The sequence below is a fragment of the Haloarcula marina genome (assembly GCF_024218775.1).
In the GTDB taxonomy this organism is placed as follows: domain Archaea; phylum Halobacteriota; class Halobacteria; order Halobacteriales; family Haloarculaceae; genus Haloarcula; species Haloarcula marina.
The window spans coordinates 996,098-1,015,742 of the sequence record NZ_CP100404.1 but is presented as its reverse complement, the minus strand read 5'-3'; the positions used below and the strand labels follow the sequence as shown (position 1 = coordinate 1,015,742).

At 67.3% G+C, this 19,645-nt stretch carries 20 protein-coding genes; 9 read left to right on the top strand and 11 right to left on the bottom strand.

Annotated features, from left to right (window positions below):
* Positions 1 to 184 precede the first annotated feature (184 nt).
* Positions 185 to 1,699, top strand: a complete 1,515-nt coding sequence (gene gatB, locus NJQ44_RS05270; protein ID WP_254273634.1) for an Asp-tRNA(Asn)/Glu-tRNA(Gln) amidotransferase subunit GatB — start codon at positions 185 to 187, stop codon at positions 1,697 to 1,699.
* A 124-nt stretch (positions 1,700 to 1,823) separates the two neighbouring features.
* Here the strand turns inward: gatB and NJQ44_RS05265 are convergent, their stop codons facing one another.
* Positions 1,824 to 2,375 (bottom strand): hypothetical protein, encoded by a 552-nt coding sequence (locus NJQ44_RS05265; protein WP_254273633.1) that lies wholly within the window; start codon positions 2,373 to 2,375, stop codon positions 1,824 to 1,826.
* Between the two features lie 162 nt (positions 2,376 to 2,537).
* Here NJQ44_RS05265 and NJQ44_RS05260 point away from each other — a divergent pair, with 162 nt between their 5' ends.
* Together NJQ44_RS05260 and NJQ44_RS05255 are read left to right on the top strand one after the other, a co-directional pair.
* Positions 2,538 to 3,944: an aryl-sulfate sulfotransferase gene (locus NJQ44_RS05260; RefSeq protein ID WP_254273632.1), complete on the top strand. Its 1,407-nt coding sequence runs from the start codon at positions 2,538 to 2,540 to the stop codon at positions 3,942 to 3,944.
* A gap of 159 nt (positions 3,945 to 4,103) precedes the next feature.
* A complete protein-coding gene (locus NJQ44_RS05255; protein ID WP_254273631.1) occupies positions 4,104 to 6,587 on the top strand; it encodes a DNA topoisomerase I in 2,484 nt (827 codons plus the stop codon).
* Here NJQ44_RS05255 and NJQ44_RS05250 read toward each other — a convergent pair.
* From NJQ44_RS05250 to NJQ44_RS05235, 4 genes are read right to left on the bottom strand one after another with little or no spacing between them, the layout of a single operon-like run.
* A complete protein-coding gene (locus NJQ44_RS05250) occupies positions 6,584 to 7,150 on the bottom strand; it encodes a cysteine hydrolase family protein (protein WP_254273630.1) in 567 nt (188 codons plus the stop codon). The two genes, NJQ44_RS05255 and NJQ44_RS05250, sit on opposite strands and share 4 nt — an antisense overlap.
* A gap of 2 nt (positions 7,151 to 7,152) precedes the next feature.
* Positions 7,153 to 7,980, bottom strand: coding sequence for a YqcI/YcgG family protein (locus NJQ44_RS05245; protein WP_254273629.1), 828 nt, complete (start codon positions 7,978 to 7,980; stop codon positions 7,153 to 7,155).
* A 52-nt stretch (positions 7,981 to 8,032) separates the two neighbouring features.
* Positions 8,033 to 8,497: an MOSC domain-containing protein gene (locus tag NJQ44_RS05240; protein WP_254273628.1), complete on the bottom strand. Its 465-nt coding sequence runs from the start codon at positions 8,495 to 8,497 to the stop codon at positions 8,033 to 8,035.
* A 42-nt stretch (positions 8,498 to 8,539) separates the two neighbouring features.
* Entirely contained in the window at positions 8,540 to 8,941 is a 402-nt protein-coding gene (locus NJQ44_RS05235) for a Rieske (2Fe-2S) protein (protein ID WP_254274312.1), read from the bottom strand.
* Between the two features lie 145 nt (positions 8,942 to 9,086).
* On the opposite strand from NJQ44_RS05235, the gene NJQ44_RS05230 reads away from it, so the two are divergent.
* Genes NJQ44_RS05230 through aspS form a run of 4 tightly spaced genes read left to right on the top strand, consistent with a single transcriptional unit; the run spans position 9,087 to position 12,811 of the window.
* Positions 9,087 to 9,806 (top strand): phosphoglycerol geranylgeranyltransferase, encoded by a 720-nt coding sequence (locus NJQ44_RS05230; RefSeq protein ID WP_254273627.1) that lies wholly within the window; start codon positions 9,087 to 9,089, stop codon positions 9,804 to 9,806.
* A gap of 43 nt (positions 9,807 to 9,849) precedes the next feature.
* A complete protein-coding gene (locus NJQ44_RS05225; protein WP_254273626.1) occupies positions 9,850 to 10,539 on the top strand; it encodes an HAD family hydrolase in 690 nt (229 codons plus the stop codon).
* Entirely contained in the window at positions 10,536 to 11,471 is a 936-nt protein-coding gene (locus NJQ44_RS05220; RefSeq protein ID WP_254273625.1) for a phosphotransferase family protein, read from the top strand. Before NJQ44_RS05225 ends, NJQ44_RS05220 begins: the two co-directional genes overlap by 4 nt.
* Positions 11,472 to 11,506: 35 nt before the next feature.
* Positions 11,507 to 12,811: an aspartate--tRNA(Asn) ligase gene (gene aspS, locus NJQ44_RS05215; protein ID WP_254273624.1), complete on the top strand. Its 1,305-nt coding sequence runs from the start codon at positions 11,507 to 11,509 to the stop codon at positions 12,809 to 12,811.
* 243 nt (positions 12,812 to 13,054) lie between these two features.
* On the opposite strand, the gene NJQ44_RS05210 is transcribed toward aspS, so the two are convergent.
* The 6 genes from NJQ44_RS05210 to NJQ44_RS05185 form a co-directional block, all read right to left on the bottom strand.
* A complete protein-coding gene (locus NJQ44_RS05210; RefSeq protein WP_254273623.1) occupies positions 13,055 to 13,816 on the bottom strand; it encodes an aldo/keto reductase in 762 nt (253 codons plus the stop codon).
* A 37-nt stretch (positions 13,817 to 13,853) separates the two neighbouring features.
* The gene (locus NJQ44_RS05205) at positions 13,854 to 14,258 is read right to left on the bottom strand and encodes a DUF7344 domain-containing protein (RefSeq protein WP_254273622.1); all 405 of its coding nucleotides are present in this window, start codon (positions 14,256 to 14,258) and stop codon (positions 13,854 to 13,856) included.
* Positions 14,259 to 14,348: 90 nt separating this feature from the next.
* Entirely contained in the window at positions 14,349 to 17,843 is a 3,495-nt protein-coding gene (locus NJQ44_RS05200; protein WP_254273621.1) for a PAS domain S-box protein, read from the bottom strand.
* 96 nt (positions 17,844 to 17,939) lie between these two features.
* Positions 17,940 to 18,191, bottom strand: a complete 252-nt coding sequence (locus NJQ44_RS05195) for a KEOPS complex subunit Pcc1 (protein ID WP_254273620.1) — start codon at positions 18,189 to 18,191, stop codon at positions 17,940 to 17,942.
* The gene (locus NJQ44_RS05190) at positions 18,188 to 18,322 is read right to left on the bottom strand and encodes a DNA-directed RNA polymerase subunit P (RefSeq protein WP_166968497.1); all 135 of its coding nucleotides are present in this window, start codon (positions 18,320 to 18,322) and stop codon (positions 18,188 to 18,190) included. Before NJQ44_RS05190 ends, NJQ44_RS05195 begins: the two co-directional genes overlap by 4 nt.
* Positions 18,323 to 18,348: 26 nt before the next feature.
* Positions 18,349 to 18,654, bottom strand: a complete 306-nt coding sequence (locus NJQ44_RS05185; RefSeq protein ID WP_431357786.1) for a 50S ribosomal protein L37ae — start codon at positions 18,652 to 18,654, stop codon at positions 18,349 to 18,351.
* 113 nt (positions 18,655 to 18,767) lie between these two features.
* Between NJQ44_RS05185 and NJQ44_RS05180 the strand changes: the two genes are divergently transcribed.
* Together NJQ44_RS05180 and NJQ44_RS05175 are read left to right on the top strand one after the other, a co-directional pair.
* Positions 18,768 to 18,992, top strand: coding sequence for a hypothetical protein (locus tag NJQ44_RS05180; RefSeq protein WP_254273618.1), 225 nt, complete (start codon positions 18,768 to 18,770; stop codon positions 18,990 to 18,992).
* A 35-nt stretch (positions 18,993 to 19,027) separates the two neighbouring features.
* Positions 19,028 to 19,630 carry a hypothetical protein gene (locus NJQ44_RS05175; protein ID WP_254273617.1) on the top strand — a complete coding sequence of 201 codons (603 nt, stop codon included), beginning with the start codon at positions 19,028 to 19,030 and terminating at the stop codon, positions 19,628 to 19,630.
* Positions 19,631 to 19,645 lie beyond the last annotated feature (15 nt).

Below are 19,645 nucleotides of genomic sequence, written 5' to 3'. Positions count from 1 at the left end.
CGACAAATCATCACTCGCGCACACTTATACCTACGTCAGACATTCACAACGAAGCTGATACTTATTGGTTGCTCACAGACGGTCGACTGCCGCAACGCCTCCCGCGTTCGATACTCGCGGGAGGCCAGCGAGACGACGGCCGGGGGTCGTTAGCCTTTAGCCAGCGGACGCCGAACGGCGGGTAATGACTGCGCAAGCCGCCGAGTCCCGCGAACTCGCGGCCGTCATCGGGTTGGAGGTCCACGTCCAACTGGAGACGGAGACGAAGATATTCTGCGGGTGCTCCACCGAACCGACCGAGGAACCGAACACGCACACCTGTCCGGTCTGCCTCGGCCTTCCCGGTGCGCTCCCGGTCGTCAACGAAGGGGCCGTCGAGGCCGCCGTGAAAATCGGGAAGGCCATCGACGCCGACATCCCCGCGGAGACGACGTTCCACCGGAAGAACTACTACTACCCCGACCTGCCCAAGAACTTCCAGGTCACGCAGTACGACGCCCCCATCTGTCAGGACGGCGAACTGGAGTTCGCCGTCGAGAGCGAGCGACGCGCCATCGATATCCGCCGCGCGCACTTAGAGGAAGACCCCGGGTCCATCAAGCACGTCCGCGACGGGACCGGGCCGCTCGAATCGCGGACCTGTTCCATCGACCGCGCCGACTACACGCTCATCGACTACAATCGCGCGGGCACGCCCCTGATGGAAATCGTGACGGAACCGGACTTCCGCGACCCGAGCGAGGTGCGCGCCTTCCTCGAAAAACTCGAAGAAGTCCTCGAATACCTCGGCGTGTTCGACGCGACCCGCGACGGCAGTCTCCGCATCGACGCGAACCTCTCGATGGTCGACGCCGACGAAGTGGGCGACGACGGCCACATCGACGGCGACGTGCTGGAGGACGCGAACCGCACCGAAGTCAAGAACATCTCCAGCCACAAGGGCGCAGAGCAGGCCCTCGCGTTCGAGGCGTCGCGCCAGCGCAAACTCATCCAGTCGGGCCGCGCCGTCGAACAGGAGACGCGCCACTTCAACGAGACGCACGGCAACACCGTCTCGATGCGCTCGAAAGAGGAGGAGAAGGACTACCGCTACTTCCGCGAGGCCGACATCCCGCCGCTCCGGGTTTCCAGTTGGAAGGACGAAATCGCCATCCCGGAACTGCCCGACGCCCGCCGCGAACGGTTCGTCGCCGAGTACGGCCTGAGCGAGGAGGCCGCCTCGAAACTCACCAGCACGAAACAGGTCGCGGACTTCTTCGAGGACGTGGCCGAGCAGTTCGACGCCGACCTCGCGGCGACGTGGGTCGCCGACAACCTCCTCGGCGAACTGAACTACCGCGACATGGAGATTACGGATGTCGCCGACCGCTTCGACGAGGTCACGCGACTGGTCGAACTCGTCGACGACGACGAGATTACGGCGAAGAACGCCCGCGAGACGGTTCTGCGGGACATGCTCGACGAGGGCGACGACCCCGATACCGTCGTCGAGCGCGAAGGTCTCGGCAAGACGTCCGGCGACGAGGTCCAGCAGGCCGTCGCGGAAGCTATCGACGAAAATCCCGACGCCGTCGAGGACTACCACAGCGGCGAGGGCGGCGCGCTGAACTTCCTCGTCGGTCAGGTGATGCAGAAAACTGGGGGGAGCGCCGACCCCGGCGAGGTCAACGGGATGTTGCGAGAGGCGCTGGAGGAGTAGCATACCGCGCCTGGGGCGCGATTTCACGCGGACGAAGCGGTGACGGGTCTGCGCCTTTTTTCCCTCACGTTTTTCCCGGGAGCGGTGCGCTCCGCGCGAACCTGGCCGCGAAAAACGCGGGTGGTCAGTTCTCCGTCGCGTCCCTCGATTCGGAGTGAGTCCGCCCGTCGCCCGGCAGGATCGCGGGGTCTCTCCACAGGAGCGTTACGAAGATGGCGACGCCGAGCGCCTCTATCGTCTTGATGGCCGACTCGACGGGTTCGGTGTCGAAGTGGTCGAGGATGAGGAACACCGTGCTCTGTTGGCCGTGCGTGTGGCCGCTCCCGGCCGACGACGCCGCCTCGGCCCCGCCGAGCAGAAACGCGCCGTGGTCGGTCGCGTGCCAGAAGACCCATGCGGCTATCGAGAGCGTGAGTAAGGTCATCCCGGCGAGATAGGCGGTACGGAGGCTGACCACGCGACGCGTCACGAGATAGGGGCCGGACAGCAGGAGCACCGCGAAGACGACGAAGAGGTACGGCCGCGGGTCCGGGACGATGCCCCCCGCTGGAGAGAGGCCGTAGGCCTGGAAGTAGACGATGCTCCGGGGAAGCCCCCACCAGAGGTGGAACGCCGCCGTCGAGAAGACGAGGGCGGCGGCGGCGACGCGGAGCGCCGTCACGGTCCGGTTGTCCATAGCTGAACGTTGGCCGTCGACACTATGAGGGCATCGGACTCCGGGGCGGTCCTGTGCGGCGGTCGCCAATCCGCTCGCGGTTGCCGTCGCCGACCGAACACCCCACTGCAGTCGGGCGGAAAGTCTCGAAGCGTTTAATCGTGTGACACTCGCAGTTCGAGTGTGCTTTCCGGTCGTCCCTCTCGGCGAACGCTCGCCCGCGGTGCGGTGTTACTGCTCGTTCTCGCGCTTCTCACGCCGTCAGTCGTCGGCGCGCTGACGTACGAACCGAGCGACGGCGAGTCGCTTCAGCGCGGGACCGTCACCGACGCCGCGAACGGGACGACGGTCGTGAGTACGCAGGGCTACACCTTCGACGGGAATACGAACCCCAAGAAGCCCGCGCGACTCGTGGCGCTGGACGAACGCGGCGAGTTGAACTGGACCTACGAGAGCAGAGAGGGGGCGAACGCGTGGTTCTTCGACGTCGACCCCCTGCCGAACGGGAACTTCCTCGTCGTCTCGCCGCGCTCGGGTAACACCCTCGTCTACGAACTCGACCCCGAGACGCGGACCCGCGAGTGGGAGCGGTTGCTCCCCTACGAGGACACCCACGACATCGATATGCTGAACGACACCGCGCTGGTCATCTCGCACATGCGGGCGTGGAACGAGAGCCAGCAGGTGTCCAACGACGAAATCGTGGTCTACAACCTCACGACCGATTCGGTCACGTGGCGCTGGCGCTATCGGAACCACGTCGACACCGACTTAGACGGCGGGATGAACGCCGACTGGAGCCACAGCAACGACGTGGACGCCGTCGGCGACGACCAGTTCCTCCTCTCGCCGCGGAACTTCGACCAAGTGTTGCTCATCAACCGGTCGACGAAGGCCATCGATATGCGACTCGGCGAGGACGACAACCACAGCGTCCTCAACGAGCAACACAACCCCGACTACCTCGTCGGCGAGGACGGCACGCCGACGATACTCGTCGCCGACAGCCACAACAACCGCATCGTCGAGTATGCCCGCACCAACGGCACGTGGACGAAGACGTGGGAGGTCGGGTCCAACTCGCTGAACTGGCCCCGGGACGCCGACCGCCTCCCGAACGGCAACACGCTCATCACGGACACGCTGAACCACCGGGTCATCGAGGTGACGCCGACCGGTGAAATCGTCTGGGAGTACTACGCGACGTGGGGACCCTACGACGCCGAACGGGTCGCCCACGGTGACGGGTCCAACGGCCCGACCATCCGCGAGCAGAACGCGACCGGCACGTACGAAATTACCGGGAGCGCGGGCCTCACCGCGGGCGGCAACGACCGCGTCGATGTCGGGTCGTTCATCGAGGCCACGGTGGCTGGCACCCCCCTGTCCGCGGTCGGTAGCGAACTCGGAACGCTCTGGGGCCACTACGCGCCGTGGCTCCGCCCGGTGTGGATGAGTGGATGGGACCTCCTCTACGCGATGCTTGCGGGGCTACTCGTCGCCGGATGGCTCCTGGCGGAACTCGGCGTCGCGGGGTATCGGTTCGTCCGCACGAGCGACCGATTGGGGCGGCGTCGTCGGGCCGACTGAGCCGATACCGACCGTTTTCGACACCTACGCGCGTGTGCTCGCGACCGTCCGCAGACGCCCGCTAGCGCCCGCACACCCGCGCTGTGTGTCGGTTCGCCGAAAGTCTTTAGGACATCTCCGAGCGTAGCGACCCCCAATGACTGCAACAGGTGGTGTCCGGTGGAGCTAATCATCACGGAGAAGGACAACGCCGCCCGCCGCATCGCCGAAATCCTCTCGGAGGGGAGCGCGTCGGCCGAGCGACGAAACGGCGTCAACGTCTACCGGTGGGGCAACACCCGCGTCGTCGGCCTCTCGGGCCACGTCGTCGGCGTCGACTTCCCGCCGGAGTACAACGACTGGCGCGACGTCGAACCGGTCGAACTCATCAGCGCCGAGGTGACGAAGGAACCGACCCAAGAGAACATAGTCACGACGCTCAAGCAACTCGCCCGCCGGGCCGACGAGGCCGTCATCGCGACTGACTACGACCGCGAGGGCGAACTCATCGGGAAGGAGGCGTACGAACTCATCCGCGAGGAGACGGACATCCCCGTCTCGCGGGTCCGGTTCTCCTCGATTACCGAGCGCGAGGTGCGAAACGCCTTTTCCGAACCCGAGGACGTGGACTTCGACTTGGCGGCCGCGGGGGAGGCCCGCCAAATCATCGACCTCGTGTGGGGCGCGGCGCTGACGCGCTTCCTCTCGCTGTCGGCCCGCCAGTTGGGCGACGACTTCATCTCGGTCGGTCGGGTCCAGTCGCCGACGCTGAAACTCATCGTCGACCGCGAGCGCGAAATCGAGGCGTTCGACCCCGAGGACTACTGGGAGATATTCGCCGACCTCGGGAAGAACGGGTCCTCGTTCGAGGCCCAGTACTTCTACGACGACGACGGCAGCGAGGCCGAACGCGTCTGGAACGAGGCCGACGCCGACGCCGCCTACGCCGACCTGACGAGCGTCGACGCCGCCACGGTCACCAGCGTCCGCCGTCGGACCCGAACCGATAGCCCGCCGACGCCGTTCAACACGACGGCCTTCATCTCCGCGGCCAGTTCGCTGGGATACTCCGCCCAGCGAGCGATGTCCATCGCCGAGGAACTGTACACGGCTGGCTACATGACCTACCCCCGGACCGACAACACGGTCTACCCCGAGGATTTGGAAGAGGACGCTCTCTTGGACGAGTTCGTCGGGTCGCCCGACTTCGGTGAGGACGCCGAGTCCCTGCTCGAACAGGACGACATCGTCGCCACCGAGGGCGACGAAGAGACGACCGACCACCCGCCGATTCACCCGACCGGAGAGATTCCCTCGAAGGCGAAGCTCTCCGAGGACGAGTGGGAGATTTACGAACTCGTCGTCCGGCGCTTCTTCGCCACCGTCGCCGAGGCGGCGACGTGGGAGCGCCTGCGCGTCGTCAGCGAGGCGGGCGGTCGCTCGCTGAAGGCCAACGGCAAGCGCCTCGTCGACCCCGGCTACCACGCCGTCTATCCGTACTCCAGCGCCAGCGAGAACCACGTCCCCGACGTGGAGGAGGGCGAGGAACTCGCCATCGACGAAGTTCGACTGGAGGCCAAACAGACCCAGCCACCCCGCCGCTACGGCCAGTCGCGGCTCATCGAGACGATGGAGGACCGCGGCCTCGGGACGAAGGCGACCCGTCACAACACCCTCGAAAAGCTGTACGACCGCGGCTACATCGAGGGCGACCCGCCCCGGCCGACGGCGCTCGCCAACGCCGTCGTCGAGGCCGCAGAGGAGTTCGCCGACCGCGTGGTCAGCGACGAGATGACCGCGCAACTGGAAGCGGACATGACCCGCATCGCCAACGGCGAGGCCACGCTGGAGGAAGTGGCCGACGAGTCCCGCGAGATGCTCCAGCAGGTGTTCGAGGAACTGCGCGACTCCAGCGAGGAAATCGGCGACCACCTCCAGGAGTCGCTGAAGGCCGACAAGACGCTCGGCCCGTGTCCCGACTGCGGCGAGAGCATGCTCGTCCGGCGCTCCCGACAGGGGTCGTACTTCGTCGGGTGTGACGGCTTCCCGGAGTGCCGGAACACGCTCCCGCTCCCGTCGACGGGCGAACCGCTCGTCTTGGACGAGAAATGCGAGGACCACGACATGCACCACGTGAAGATGCTCGCCGGACGCGACACCTTCGTCCACGGGTGTCCCCGCTGTGAGGCCGAGAAGGCCGACGAGAGCGACGACGAGGTCATCGGCCCGTGTCCAGAGTGTGGCGAGGACGAGGGCGGCGAACTCGCCATCAAACACCTCCGCTCCGGCTCTCGGCTCGTCGGGTGTACGCGCTACCCCGACTGCGACTACTCCCTGCCGCTGCCCCGCAACGGCGACATCGAGGTCACCGACGAGTTCTGCGAGGAGCACGGCCTCCCCGAACTCGTAGTCGACCCCGACAGCGACGACCCGTGGGAACTGGGCTGTCCCATCTGCAACTTCGCCGAGTATCAGGCCCGCAACGCCGTCCAGGACTTAGAGGACCTCTCGGGTATCGGCTCTGCGACGGCCGAGAAACTCGAAGCCGCGGGCGTCGACTCGCTGGACTCCCTGCGCGACGCCGACCCCGACACCGTCGCCAGCGAAGTGCAGGGCGTCAGCGCCGGACAGGTGCGAGACTGGCAATCAGAGTTGCAGGCCTAAGATTCGTCGCCGATTGCCTCACGCAGTTCCCCGGCCGTCCGAATCGCCGCGAACTCCCCCTGTAAATGCGCCAGCGCCGTCCGGTGGACCGTCTCGGGGTCGAACCGCTCGCCGTCGAGCGTGCGGTCGAACGTCGCGGTGGCGTCGGCGACGACGACCACGTCGAAGCCGCGATTCTCCGCCATCCGCGTCGTCGTCGAGACGCAGTGGTCCGTCGTGAGGCCGCAGACCACGAGCGTCGTGTAGCCCCGGTCGCGGAGCCATCCCTCCAGTTCGGTCCCCACGAACGCGCCGTTGACGCGCTTGACGAACTCGGGTTCGCTCTCGTGGGAGTCGAAGCCGTCTTTGAACGCGAACCCCGGTCCGTCGCCGCGGAGCGGCGAGTCGGGTTCCGTCGAGTCGTGACGGACGTGGACGACAGGGCGGTCGGCCTCGCGCCACGCGGCCAGCAGTTCCAGCGCCGTCGCTTCGGCGTCGGGGTTGTTGCGCTCGCCCCACCCGTCCGCCTCGAATCCCCGCTGAAAGTCCACCAGGAGGAGGACGGCGTCGTCCGGGAGCGCCATCGTCACTTCTCCGCCGCGAGCGCACCCACGCCGGGGTCGAACCGCGGGTCGAACTTCGGGTGCTCGCGGGAGACGGTCATCGGGCACTCGTCGGGGGCCTGCGATTCGTCGGCGGCGAGCATGTACTGGGGCCACTCCCGGTCGCCCTCGACGCCCCAGTCCCCGAGGTCGGCGTGCGGGCAGACGCCGTCGTAGTCGACCAGTCGGTCCTGAATCACCTCGCGGGCGTGCTGTCCGGCCTCGGTGTCGCCGGTCACGCCGAGGCTCTCGAACAGGGCGCGCGGTTGGAACGTTATCTCCAGTCCGATGGGGCAGTACCGACTCTTGCGGTCGTCGTAGAACGGGGCGCGGCAGGTCGGGAACATCGGGACGCCCGCGAAGGAGAACTCCCAGTAGGGGTCGTCCGGGTCCGTCGGGATGTCCTCGGGCCACGGTTCGGGGTCGTGGAGATGGAGGAACTGCAAGATGTGCCACAGCGTGTCGTGGTACTCAGCCTCCGAGAGATGGCGGTCGGGCGGCCGGAAGAACGTCACGAGCGACGCGCGGTCGCTGTGGTCCTCGTACCGGTCGAGATACGTGGCCAGCGTATCCCGAAAGGACAGCAGCGCGTCCGTTCGGGTCAGCGACGGGACGACGGTGTACAGCGGGTCGCCCTGCGCGACGGATTCCGCGCCGAAGAAGCAGGGGAACGGCGACCCGTTACGCTCGCCGAGCAACCCCTCGCGGAACGTGTGCCAGTGGGCCGCGACCCACTCCGGCGCGTCACCGCTCTCGGCCCACGACGCCAGTTCCGCCTGTGTGAGTAGCGTGCCGACTCGGGTGGCGGTCATTACCGCTAGTTCGTCCGAGCGAGCAAATATGCTTCGAGCGACCGCCGTGAGGCTACACCGACGCCGTCTCGACGGCGTCACCTGTCGCGATAGTCCCGCTCTCGACGATGCGCGCCCGCAGGCCGCCGCGGTGGACCAGCGCTTCGCGGACGCCCGCTTCGTCCAGCAAGTCTTCGAGGTACGCGCAGGGTTCGCACAGTTCCTCGCCGACGCAGACGGCGCCGCCGACGGCGAATCGCTTGCCGACGAGGTGGTTCAGCGCCACGCCCTCGGTGGTGACGTTGCGCCGGTGTTCTCCCGCCCCGATGGAGACGCCGTAGTCGTCTTCGACGGCCGAAAGCGCTTCCGCCTCGATGAGCGTGAGGTCGCTCCCCGAGCGGTCGTCGAAGGTCCCCTGGTCGCGGAAGTACCGGTCGCCGCGGAGGCCCCGTCCGGCGACGGCGTCGGCGCTCTCGGCGGGTTCGACCGTGCCGCCCGAATCGCGCGCGAGGTGGATGGCCGTGACTTCGCCGTGCATACCGTCCGCTGGACCGTCGGGAGATTCAGTGTTTCGTCCGGACTACAACTGGAGGTGCGACGTGGAACTCGGCCCGTCGTCGTCGTCGACGCCGCCCTCGTGGTCGAACGCGTAGTCGTCGTCGATGAGGAACACCGTCCCGTGGCGCTCGGCGATGTCGACGCCCGGAAGCGTCGTCCCAGCGGCCTCCCCGTTGTCGCAGTCGCCCTCGCACGCGTCGAACAGCGACCCGTGACGCGGACAGATGAGTTGCCCCTCGCGCATCGGGACGCCGCGGCCCGTGTCGAAGCGCTGGTCCTCGTGGGTACAGCGGTTTACCCACGCTTCGACGCCGTCCTCGCAGGGGACGACGACGACTTCCTCGGCGTCACCGTAGGGACCCGTCGCGGTGAACAGATACGACCCCGACTCGTGAACCTCGTCGACGGTGGTGAGTTGGTGCACGAGACGACCCTCGTCGGCCAGCGAGTAAGCCGTGGCGGTCACGCCACGAGCGGAGAGGTTCGACCGAGAGACCGCGCGTCGCCGCTCGCCCGACGACGTTCCGCCATCCGAAGGCGTTATGCCCTCACGCAAAAGTCAAAGCGGTATGAGCGACTGGGCGGATTGGAATCACATCGTCAAAATCGACCCCGACAAGACGCTGGTCGACGGCGAGACGTTCGAGGACGTGGCCGCGACCGGCACCGACGCCATCGAAGTCGGCGGGACCACCGGCATGACCGAGGAGAAGATGAAACGGGTCGTCGACGCCTGCGGAAAGTACGACATCCCCGTCTACATCGAACCCTCGAACCCCGCCTCCGTGGTCCACAGCGACCGCCACGACGGCTACCTCATCCCCGTCGTGATGAACGCGGGCGACGTGACGTGGATTACGGGTGCCCACAAGGAGTGGATTCGCATCGACGACGAAATCGACTGGTCGCGGACCTTCACCGAGGCGTACATCGTGATGAACCCGGACGCCTCGGTCGCCACCTACACGCAGGCCAACTGCGACCTCGATGCGGAGGAGGTGGCCGCCTACGCCGAGGCCGCCGAACACCTGCTGGGACAGGAAATCGTCTACGTCGAATACTCGGGGATGCTCGGCGACACCGAGAAAGTCGCCGCGGCCGCCGACGCCGTCGACGACGCCACCATCTTCTACGGCGGCGGCATCCACGACTACGACTCCGCTCGCACGATGGCGCAGCACGCCGACACCATCGTCGTCGGTGACCTCGTCCACGACGAGGGCGTCGACGCCGTCCGCGAGACGGTCGAGGGCGCACTCGACGCGAAGGCCGCCGCCGCCAGCGAGTAGCAGGCGCCCGCCTCCTTTTCTCGCCGGAGCGCCTACCTCGCCCATGCCCGAGATACGTGCCGTCGTCTTCGACCTCGACGGGACGCTCTGTGAGTCCACACAGGACGAGGAGACGTTGTTTTCTGCGGCCTTCGAGGCGGTCGACTACGAACCGTTCGGGGCCGTCGGCGACCTGTGGGCGGCGCTCGACGGCCCGCCGGACCCGTCGGGCGAACAGCACTACCTCGCCGCCGGGTTCCGGCGACTCGCCGCCCAGCACGGACACAAGCGCGTTCCCGCCGACGACCTCGCGGCGGGCCTGCTGGACGCCGTCGACCGCGGGGCCGTCGCCTTTCGCGAAGGGGCCGAAACGGCTCTCGACGCCGCGCGCGAGGCCGGTCCGGTCGCCGTCTTGACGAACGGCCCGGCGAGCCGTCAGCGGCCGAAAATCGAGACGCTCGCCCTCGCCGCCCGCGTCGGAACGGTGTGTTACGCAGGCGACCTCCCGCGGCGCAAGCCCCATCCCGAACCGTTCGAGACGGTCTGTGAGACCCTCGGCGTCGACCCGGAGCGGACGCTGTACGTCGGCGACTCGCTGGGCTACGACGTGGCGGGCGCACACGGCGCGGGCCTGCAAGCGGCGTGGTGTCCCCGAACGCCCGGCGACACGGACGGGTATCGTCCCGAGTTCGTCTTCGACCGTCCGGACGAGTTGGCGGGCGTACTGGACGCCGGTGGCGGCGAGCGACCGTGACGCCCGCCGAGGCAGTCCTCCGCCGCGTCCTCCCGGAGCGAGCGCCGGAGCGAATCGACCGGCCCAGACAGGGCAACCACAAGCAAACCGCCGTCGCCCGCTACTCGGACCGCCCGGCCGTCGTCGTCCAACTGGCCGACGACCCGACGGCAATCCACACCGAAGCGAACCTGCTGAGCGCTATCGACCACCGGACGAGCGTGCCGGTCCCGCACCTGCTCGCACACGGCGAACTCGGGGACCGCGGCTACCTCGTCACCGAGTACGTCGGCGGTGTGGACCTCCACGCGGCGTTCGTCGACCTCCCGCCAACGCGACGGGAGGCCATCGCTCGCCGATTCGGCGCGATTCTCGCCGAACTCCACGCGGCGTTTCCGTTCGAGTCGGCCGGGCCGCTGTCGGTCGACGAGACGGGGGCGCTCGTCGCCGCCGGACGGACGCCCAGCGAGGAATTCCGCGCGTCCACGGATGCGGCGCTCGCGGCGCTCCCCTCGGCGTTCGACAGCCTCCGACCCGCACTCGATTCGGCGCTTCGGCCGCCCGAGGAGACGCGACCGCCGCGACTGTTCCCGTGGGACCTCCGGCCGGGGAACGCCGTGGTCGCCGACGGCCGCCTCGCCGCCGTCCTCGACTGGGGTGCGCCGCGGGCGGCCGACCCCGCGCTGTCGGTCGCCAAGGCCGAACACCTCGTCGCTCACTGGTACGGCGTCGACGCGGAACCGCTCGTGAGGGCGTTCCGAACGGGATACGCGTCGGTTCGACCGCTCCCGGAGGCACCCGTCGCCTACCGACTCGCCGCCGTGGTCAGCGCCGCCGTCGACTCGACCGGCACGGTGACGCGCCCGCACTACCCCGAGCGCACCGGCGAGGACGCCCTCGCCGTCCATCGTGACTGGCTCACACGCTGGCTCGACGCCGCCGAATCCGAATAAACGGAGTTTAAGTCCGTCCCGGCAAACGGCCCTGTATGGACGACCGAACCTACACAGCGGACGCCGAACCCGGCGACACGGTCACCGTCGCTGGCTGGGTCCACGAGATTCGGGACCTCGGTGGCATCGCCTTCCTCATCCTGCGAGACACCACGGGGAAGATTCAGGTCAAATTCGAGAAAGACGAGATGGACGAAGACCTCGTGGAGACGGGGCTGAACGTCCACCGCGAGTCCGTCATCTCGGTCAGCGGCGACGTGGAGGAAGAACCGCGCGCACCCACCGGCGTCGAAGTCACGCCCGAGAGCGTCGAGGTCATCTCCGAGGCCGACCCGGAACTGCCGCTCGACCCCTCCGGGAAGGTCGACGCCGAACTCCCGACGCGACTCGACAACCGCACGCTCGACCTCCGAAAGGACGACGTGAAGGCCATCTTCGAGATTCGCGCCGAAGTCCTGCGCTCGGTCCGCGAGGCCTTCCGCGACCTCCAGTGCACCGAAATCAACACGCCGAAAATCGTCGCCACGGGGACCGAAGGCGGCACCGAACTGTTCCCCATCACGTACTTCGGCCGCGAGGCGTTCATGAACCAGAGCCCGCAGCTGTTCAAACAGCTGATGGTCGGGTCCGGCCTCGAACGCGTCTTCGAAATCGGCCCCATCTTCCGCGCCGAGGAGCACAACACGCCGCGGCACCTGAACGAAGCGACGTCCATCGACTTCGAGTCGGCCTTCTACGACCACACCGAGGCGATGGACGCCTGCGAACACGTCGTCAAGGCCGCCTACGAAGGCGTCGCCGAGAACTGTCAGGACCAACTCGAAGCGCTGGACCTGCAAGACGAGTTCGAGGCCCCCGAGGGCGAGTTCCCCCGCCTGAGCTATCAGGAGGCCATCGACAAAATCAACGCCACCGGCGAACTCGACGAACCGCTCGTCTGGGGCGACGACCTCTCGACGGAGGCCGAACACGTCCTCGGCCAGGAAGTCGGCGAACACTACTTCATCACGGACTGGCCAAGCGAAATCAAGCCGTTCTACATCAAGGACCACGACGACGACGAGGAGATTTCCACCGGCTTCGACATGATGCACCCGTCGATGGAACTCGTCTCCGGCGGGCAGCGTGAACACCGCTACGACCACCTCGTCGCCGGGTTCGAACAGCAGGGCCTCGACCCCGAGGCGTTCGAGTACTACACGAAGATGTTCAAGTACGGCATGCCGCCCCACGCCGGATGGGGCCTCGGCGGCGAGCGCCTCGTCATGACGATGCTCGGCCTCGGCAACATCCGGGAAGCGGTGCTGTTCCCGCGAGACCGGCAGCGGTTGTCGCCGTAGGCGAGGTCGTGACCTCGTGGGAGCGACCTCGGAGAGGCGAGCGGGAGCGGGGCGACACGCGAGCGGCGACACCGCACGGTGTCGAGCGGGGGCTCGTTGGACGAACAGAGAGAGTCCAACGGCGTTCCCGCGAGACCGGCAACGTCTGAGTCCCTGACGAAGACGGTGGGAGCCAGCGAGGCGAGTGGAGTGAGTCTCGCAGGACCGGCAGCGACTTTCGCCGTAGCGTCGCCCGGACGCTGATTACTCCGGAAACAGTTCTTCTTCGCGCTCGATACCGTCGATTCGTTCGATGTCCTCGGCGTCGAGTTCGAGGGCGGCCGCCGCGAGGTTCGCTTCGAGGTGCGCGCGCGAGGAGGCTTTCGGGATGGTGATGACGTTGTCGTGGGAGAGAACCCACGCGATGCTGACGGCGGCGGCCGTCGTGTCGTGCTTCTCGGCGACGGCCCGTATCGTGGGGTCGTCGAACACCTGTCCGCCAGCGAGCGGCGAGTACGCGACCAGCGGGTAGCCGTGTCGCTGGGCGTCGGCGAGGAGCGCCTCTCGCCAGAAGTAGGGGTGGAACTCGACCTGATGGGCGGCGATGTCGTCGAGGTACTCGCGGGCGGCGTCGAGTTGGGCTGGTTCGAAGTTCGAGAGGCCGACGGCGTCGGTCAAGCCGTCGTCGCGGACCGCTTCGAGTGCCGGGAGCGTGGTTTCGGCGTCGTAGCCGCCGCGCGGGCGGTGGACGTACAGCAGGTCGACCGAGTCGAGGCCCAAGCGGTCGAGGCTCGCTTCGGTCCCGGGTCGAACGTCGTCGGCCGCGAGACGGTCTATCCACAGTTTCGTGGCGACGGTCAGCGCCTCGCGGTCGGTGTCGGCCGCGGCGATGCCGTCGCCGACCACGCGTTCGTTCTCGTAAATCTGTGCCGTATCGAGGTGTCGGTACCCGGCCTCGATGGCCGTCTCGATGGCCGCCGAGTCAGCGACGCCCATCGTCCCGAGACCGACCGCTGGGAGGTCCATAGCGGTGGGTCGAGCGGCCGCGAAAAGGGTGTGTCGGTCAGAACTCGGTTCGGTCGGTGACACTCTGTGCGTGTTCCGCCCACTTCTCGACGGTGGGCGACTCCCAGTAGCGAACTGACTGGCTCCGTTCGTCGAAGTCGACGATGCCGAGACGGTGAAGGACTGGCAGATGCGTTTCGGTCAACGTGCGCTCGATAGCCGCAGCAGATGCCTCCGCTTCCGGAACGTCGCTGGCTTGTGCCCGCTTCGAAATCGCTGTGGCGAGCGTCGATACCTCGACTCCGCCCGCGTCACACGTCGCGAGATAGCGGCACACCGCCCGCCGTCGCCAGTCCGACAGCGCATCGAACACGTCGTCGACCATCGGCGTCGTGAGGCCGCGGTCCTGTGGCGTCATCCCGCGCCACTCGTCGCTTCCCGGCCCGCGTTGTTTGTTAGTCATGGACGACCACGAAAACGACTATCACAGTGCCACATCAACCTTCCACCTAGGTTTCTAGGCCCGTCCCGAGGACTGGCGCCGACGGGTCGCTCACAGGTCGAGGAGGGCATCGAACAGGTTCCGTTCGGCCCGTCGGAGGTGCTGGTGGAGGGTCGGCGAGGCGATGTCCAGCGTGTCCGCGAGTTGCTCGGCGGTCGTGTCCCGCGGCCACTCGTAGTAGCCCGCGAGGTACGCCGCTTGCAGGACCTCCAGTTGCCGGTCGGTCAACCTGTCGCGGAGCGACGAGCTATCGGCCGGTTCGGTCGGGCGCTGCTGCCGCTCCTGTTTCGAGACGAGTCGCAGGCCTGGCACGTGGTCGAGGAGCGTCTGCTGTATCGTCCACGGGTCGGCGTCGGTCGGCGCTTCGACCGTGAGCGTAAAGTGCCCGTCGTCGACGACGAAGTCCCTGAGCCGTGCCCCCGCGTCCAACAGCGCCGATTGGTACTTCTCTGTGAGCAGGATTTCGATGACGCCTGTCTCCCCGGAACTACGGATGACCCGCCCCTCGATTACCGCCGGGCGCGAGTGGAAACTGTCGAGAACGGCCGCTGGCGACGCGCCCTCGACCGAGAGATACTGGAGCGTCTCGTCTCCGAGGTTCACGCTCCCGGCGGACTCGAACCGACAGCCGTGTTCCGCCGCGACGGAGAGGAGGACGGAGTCGCTCGACTCCGTCTGAAACTCCATTTCGAGGAACCGGTCGCTGGTGAGCAGGTTCCGATTCTGGACGGCGCTGAACGCGAACCCGACCATCTCGCCGAGGACGGTAAAGGCCTCGACGACGCGGTCGGTAAACGCCCCGCGCCGGTTGGCGTAGACGACGAGGGCGGCGTGAACGACCTGGTCGTGTCGGAGCGGGATGACCGCCGCGGACCGGAAGTTCCGAGCCAGCGCTTCGGTCCGCCACTTCGCCATGCGCCTGTCGGTGGTGATGTCGTCGATAACCTGTGCCTCCCCGGACGCTATCGCGGTCAGTCCCGGGTCGGTGGTTTGGTCCTCTTCCGTTGCGCGGTCGGCGACGATGTCGAGGTACCCATCGTCGCGCCCCGCCGACACCACCGGCAACAGCACGTTTCTCGGCCTGTCGCGCTCGCCGACCCACGCGAGTTCGTAGAGGTCCGACGCGACCAGTCGCTCACAGACCGTCTGCTGTATCTCCTCGCGCGTCGCGGCCGACCCGAGCGCACCGATGACGTCGTGGATGAGTCGATGGGTCTGTGTCAGCCTCGCCAGTTCGTCCCGCTGTGCTTCGAGTTGCTGCTGGCGCTCTTTCCGGTAGGTGATGTCTTGGTCGATACCGACAGCGCGAAGCGGTTCGCCGTCCTCGTCGCGCGAGACGACGCGGCCGGTGCCGCGAACCCACCTGTACTCGCCGCTGGCCGACAGTATCCGATGTTCGCTCTGGTACGTCTCGGCCTCACCGTCGAGCACCAGGTCGAGCCTGGCCTCTACGTCCGCCTCGTCCTCCGGATGGATGAGGGCTGTCGGTTCCGCGAGGATGTCTGCGTGGTCGTCCCAGTCGTACCCCAGCATCTCGGCCCAGCGGTTGTCGACGGTCACCACGTCCGATTCGAGGTCCCAGTCCCAGATACCCACGTCCGCACCTTCGAGCGCCAACGAGAGGCGCTCGCTGGTCCGTTCGAGTTCTCGCTGACGCTCGGTCCGGTCGGTCACGTCGCGGTACAGCCAGAGGTTACCGTTCCCTCGTGGCAGTTCCATGGGGAGATAGCTCCGCTCGACCGTCCGACCGTCGACCAGTTCGAACGATTCGTCCACCGTCGGGTCCCGCTCGTCCAGGTGACGCTCGATGCCGTCGCGGAACGCCTCGGGGTCCGCGAAGAGTTCGCTCACTCGCTCGACGCTCTCGGCGCAGTCCGTCCCTTCGAGTTCCGACGGTGACGCCGATATCCCGAAGAGGTCGACGAAGCGCTCGTTGGCCGTCAGAATCTCCCGGTCGGGACCCTCGACGAGGATACCGACGGGGAGTGCGTCGAACAGCGTCGAGAGCAGGGTGTTCGAGTGCTCTAGGTCGCGTTCGCGCTGGACCCGTTCGGAGATGTTCTGTGCGACGCCCATCCCCATCCTGTGGCCGTCCGGACTGCCTATCGGCATCGTCTGGACGTGGTACTCCCGTCCGAGGAACTCGTCTTCGAAGGCGTCGCTCTCGCCGTTTAGGGCCGACGCGTACGCCGCCTCCAGTAGTTCGGCGTTCTCCGGCGGGAACACCTCTCTCGGCGTCCGGCCGACGAAGTCGTCCGCGCCGAGGCCCACGTCGTCTAAGTCCTCCCCGCCAGCCGCGATGTACCGCATCTCCTCGTCGAAGATGAACACGCCGCCGTTGGGGAAGTTCTCCACGAGGCCGTCGAACAACTCTTTCCAGCGTCGGAGTTCGTGCTCGCGGCGTTTTCGCTCGGTCACGTCTCGCGCGACGCCCATCAGTCCGCGGTAGACCCCGTCGTCGTCCCGCAGGAGCGTGTAGTGAATAGACACCTCGAACTCCGTGCCGTCCCGGTGGACGAACGTGAGGTCGACGGTCGTCTCGTCGCTGTCGGCCGCCAGCAACTCCGATATCGTTCGCTGGCCGCGTTCGAGTTCCCCCGGCGCGAGCGTGACGGCCGCGTGACGGCCCTGTAACTCCGCCGGTTCGTACCCGAGCATCTCGGCGAACGACTCGTTGCAGAAGTCGATGACGCCGTGTTTGTCCAGCGTGTACAGGCCGTCCTGTGCGTGCTTGGTGAGTACGGCCAGTAACTCGCGGTGGGACTCTCTGTGGACCCGCTCGGTGATGTCCGTCAGGTGGAACAGCCGATGCGACCCCGCGGATTCGGGCAGGTCGTGTCCCCGACAGCGGAGCCATCGCTGGTCCCCATCGACGGTCACGGAAAGCGTCACCGGTTCGCTCGGGTCCCGTCGAAGCGACGCCACGGGCGCGTCGGTCCCGTATCCCCCCTTCGTCACCGACGCCAATCGCTCGTAGAACGTCTCGCCCGTCGCGTCGCTCCCGAGTAGCGTTTCGAGCGGCCGACTCGACCACGCCACCCTCTCGCCGTCGACGAGGACCGACAGGTCGGTGTCGGCCTCCGCGTCGATGGTGTCGAGGGCGTTGTCGATGGTGTATTCGCGCCGGTCGGCCGATGACGTCGCGGCGCTCACGGCCTTCTCGGCGAGTAACCCCCCGCCGTCAGACGCCTTCTCGACCACCGTCGACGCCGCCGAGAGGATGCGGTCGTCGAGTTCGGACGGGTCGCGGTCGGTGTAGAGGACGACCGGGACATCCGTCTCCCTGAGGAATCGCACCGACGCCTCGACGCCGACGGGGTCGACGACCAAACACGACGGTGGGTCCGCCGTCACCGCTTCGACGGCCGCGTCGAGACTCTCGGCAGTGGTGACGACGGCGGCCGGATGCGACTCGTCCATCGTCGCCGCTACCGCCTCCCGCGTCGCCGCGTCGCTATCGACGTAGAGGATGTCGATTGGCGCTTGCGACCGAGACGCGTCCCGATGAACCGCCGAACGGTCGTCGTGAGATGGTCGTTCTGTCACGAATTGACACACCGAGTGATGTTACTGGACCAACAATCTCTGTGAACTATATACTGTCGACTAGATCACAGCAGGAGCAAAAAATCACGCCCGTCGTTACGCGATGCCGCCCGCCGCCTCGGCGACGCCGACCAGCGTCGCCCACGTGTTACACCCCGCCCGCAGGGCCACGAGGTCGTCGGCGAGGACGGTGACTTCGAGCGTCGCGCCGTCGCGTGCGAGCGTCGCCGTCGCCCGGTCGCCGTCGATGTCGCCCAATTCGGGCCGAACGCTCCGCTCGACGCGGCGCGCGCGCTCTTCGTCGGCGTACCGAAACGTGAGAAGCGTGCGGTGGGGTCGAGCCGTCACTTGACGTCGATTTCTTTGACGTCGGGCGACCGCTCTTTCAGCAGGACGCGGTGGCCGCAGTACGGACAGCGGACGCCACCGTACTCGTCGAGTGTTACGTCTCGCTTGCAGCGTGAACACTTGTAGCTCATAGCTGAGAGATAGGGGTCGAGGTCCTTTACTCCTCGTCTTCGGCCAGCGCGGCGCGAATCGAGCGGCGGACGGTCTTGCCACCGGGCGTCTCGGGCTTGTAGCTCCCACCGGTGAACGTGTAGTCACAGTAGCTGCACTGCCAGATGCCCGTGCCTTGGCGGTCGACGCGGTCCTCGCCGCAGTTCGGGCAGGCGTGGTCTTCGTTCATCTCCGACTCGATTTCGGCGACGCGGCGGCGAGCGACGCGACCGTAGCGAGCGCCGAATCGGCCAGCACTCCCGGTTCGCTTCTTGTTGGCCATAGTACTCTGTGGTCGGCACAGCGGCCACATAAGCCCTTCGAGACGAACCCGTTTCCGCCCCCTGACGGGCCCGTGAGAGGCGACCCCACGGGCGCGGACAGCCACAGCGACTATCAGGCTCCGTGGGGAAACCGTCGCCCGCAATGGACGAAGCACTCGACGTTGTCGACGTCGTCGCCGACTCGGAACTCGAGGGCATCGTCACCGGCCTCATCCGCGTCGTGGGGCTACTGGTACTACTCGGTGGACTCGGACTGTGGCTGTTCACCGAGATGGGACTCCTCGTACTCCCGGCCGTGCTGATGCTGGCCGGTCTCGTGTTGCTGGCCGCGCCGAGCGTCCTCCTGCTGGCCGCGGAGTTGGCGTAGGCACAGCCAAGGCGGTCGGGACCCTACGGAGGGTGATGTCCGCAGGAGATTCCCTCCGGGCACGGCTTCGGTACGTCGCCCCGCCGACCAGCGGCCGCCTCACCGAATCGGAGTTCCTGTTGGCGGGCGCGACGGCTGGCGTCCTCGGATGGGGCGGGACCCAACTACTGTCGTGGGTCGACCCGCCGCGCGCCGCGTTTCTCGCCGTCGCGCTGTGGGTCGTCCTCGTCGCCGGGTTCTCCGCTCTCACCGTCCTGCACGGGCCCGACGAGACGCGCTTTTCGGACGCGATGTTCGTCTGGGCGACGGTCAACAGCGCCGCGACGGCCCTGTCGCTCGCGGGCCTCGCGGGCCTCGTTCCCGGACAGGTGGCGTTTTGGCACGGCTGGGTCGCCGCGGCGGCCGTCGGCTACTGCTGGACCGGCGGCCTGCTGGCGGGTGCAGGCCAGCGCGGCCGGGGCCGTGGCTACCTCGCCGCCGGCCTCGTCGCGCTCTCGGTCCTGCTGGTCGGAACCGTCGCGTTCGCGCGTTTCGAATCGGTGGCGTTCGTCCTGCTGGCACTGCTCCACGCGATTCCGCTGGGACTCGACGCACGGCGGCAGTCGTGGGACGCCCCGACCGGCACCCCGGTGGGCTGACGGACGCCGCCACGA

Coding starts and splice junctions, on each gene's coding strand:
- aspS (WP_254273624.1), top strand. CDS start 11,507: ATGGACGACCGAACCTACACAGCGGACGCCGAACCCGGCGACACGGTC.
- NJQ44_RS05230 (WP_254273627.1), top strand. CDS start 9,087: ATGAGCGACTGGGCGGATTGGAATCACATCGTCAAAATCGACCCCGAC.
- gatB (WP_254273634.1), top strand. CDS start 185: ATGACTGCGCAAGCCGCCGAGTCCCGCGAACTCGCGGCCGTCATCGGG.
- NJQ44_RS05190 (WP_166968497.1), bottom strand. CDS start 18,322: ATGAGCTACAAGTGTTCACGCTGCAAGCGAGACGTAACACTCGACGAG.
- NJQ44_RS05205 (WP_254273622.1), bottom strand. CDS start 14,258: ATGACTAACAAACAACGCGGGCCGGGAAGCGACGAGTGGCGCGGGATG.
- NJQ44_RS05180 (WP_254273618.1), top strand. CDS start 18,768: ATGGACGAAGCACTCGACGTTGTCGACGTCGTCGCCGACTCGGAACTC.
- NJQ44_RS05210 (WP_254273623.1), bottom strand. CDS start 13,816: ATGGACCTCCCAGCGGTCGGTCTCGGGACGATGGGCGTCGCTGACTCG.
- NJQ44_RS05265 (WP_254273633.1), bottom strand. CDS start 2,375: ATGGACAACCGGACCGTGACGGCGCTCCGCGTCGCCGCCGCCGCCCTC.
- NJQ44_RS05245 (WP_254273629.1), bottom strand. CDS start 7,980: ATGACCGCCACCCGAGTCGGCACGCTACTCACACAGGCGGAACTGGCG.
- NJQ44_RS05175 (WP_254273617.1), top strand. CDS start 19,028: ATGTCCGCAGGAGATTCCCTCCGGGCACGGCTTCGGTACGTCGCCCCG.
- NJQ44_RS05250 (WP_254273630.1), bottom strand. CDS start 7,150: ATGGCGCTCCCGGACGACGCCGTCCTCCTCCTGGTGGACTTTCAGCGG.
- NJQ44_RS05240 (WP_254273628.1), bottom strand. CDS start 8,497: ATGCACGGCGAAGTCACGGCCATCCACCTCGCGCGCGATTCGGGCGGC.
- NJQ44_RS05185 (WP_431357786.1), bottom strand. CDS start 18,654: ATGTGGCCGCTGTGCCGACCACAGAGTACTATGGCCAACAAGAAGCGA.
- NJQ44_RS05225 (WP_254273626.1), top strand. CDS start 9,850: ATGCCCGAGATACGTGCCGTCGTCTTCGACCTCGACGGGACGCTCTGT.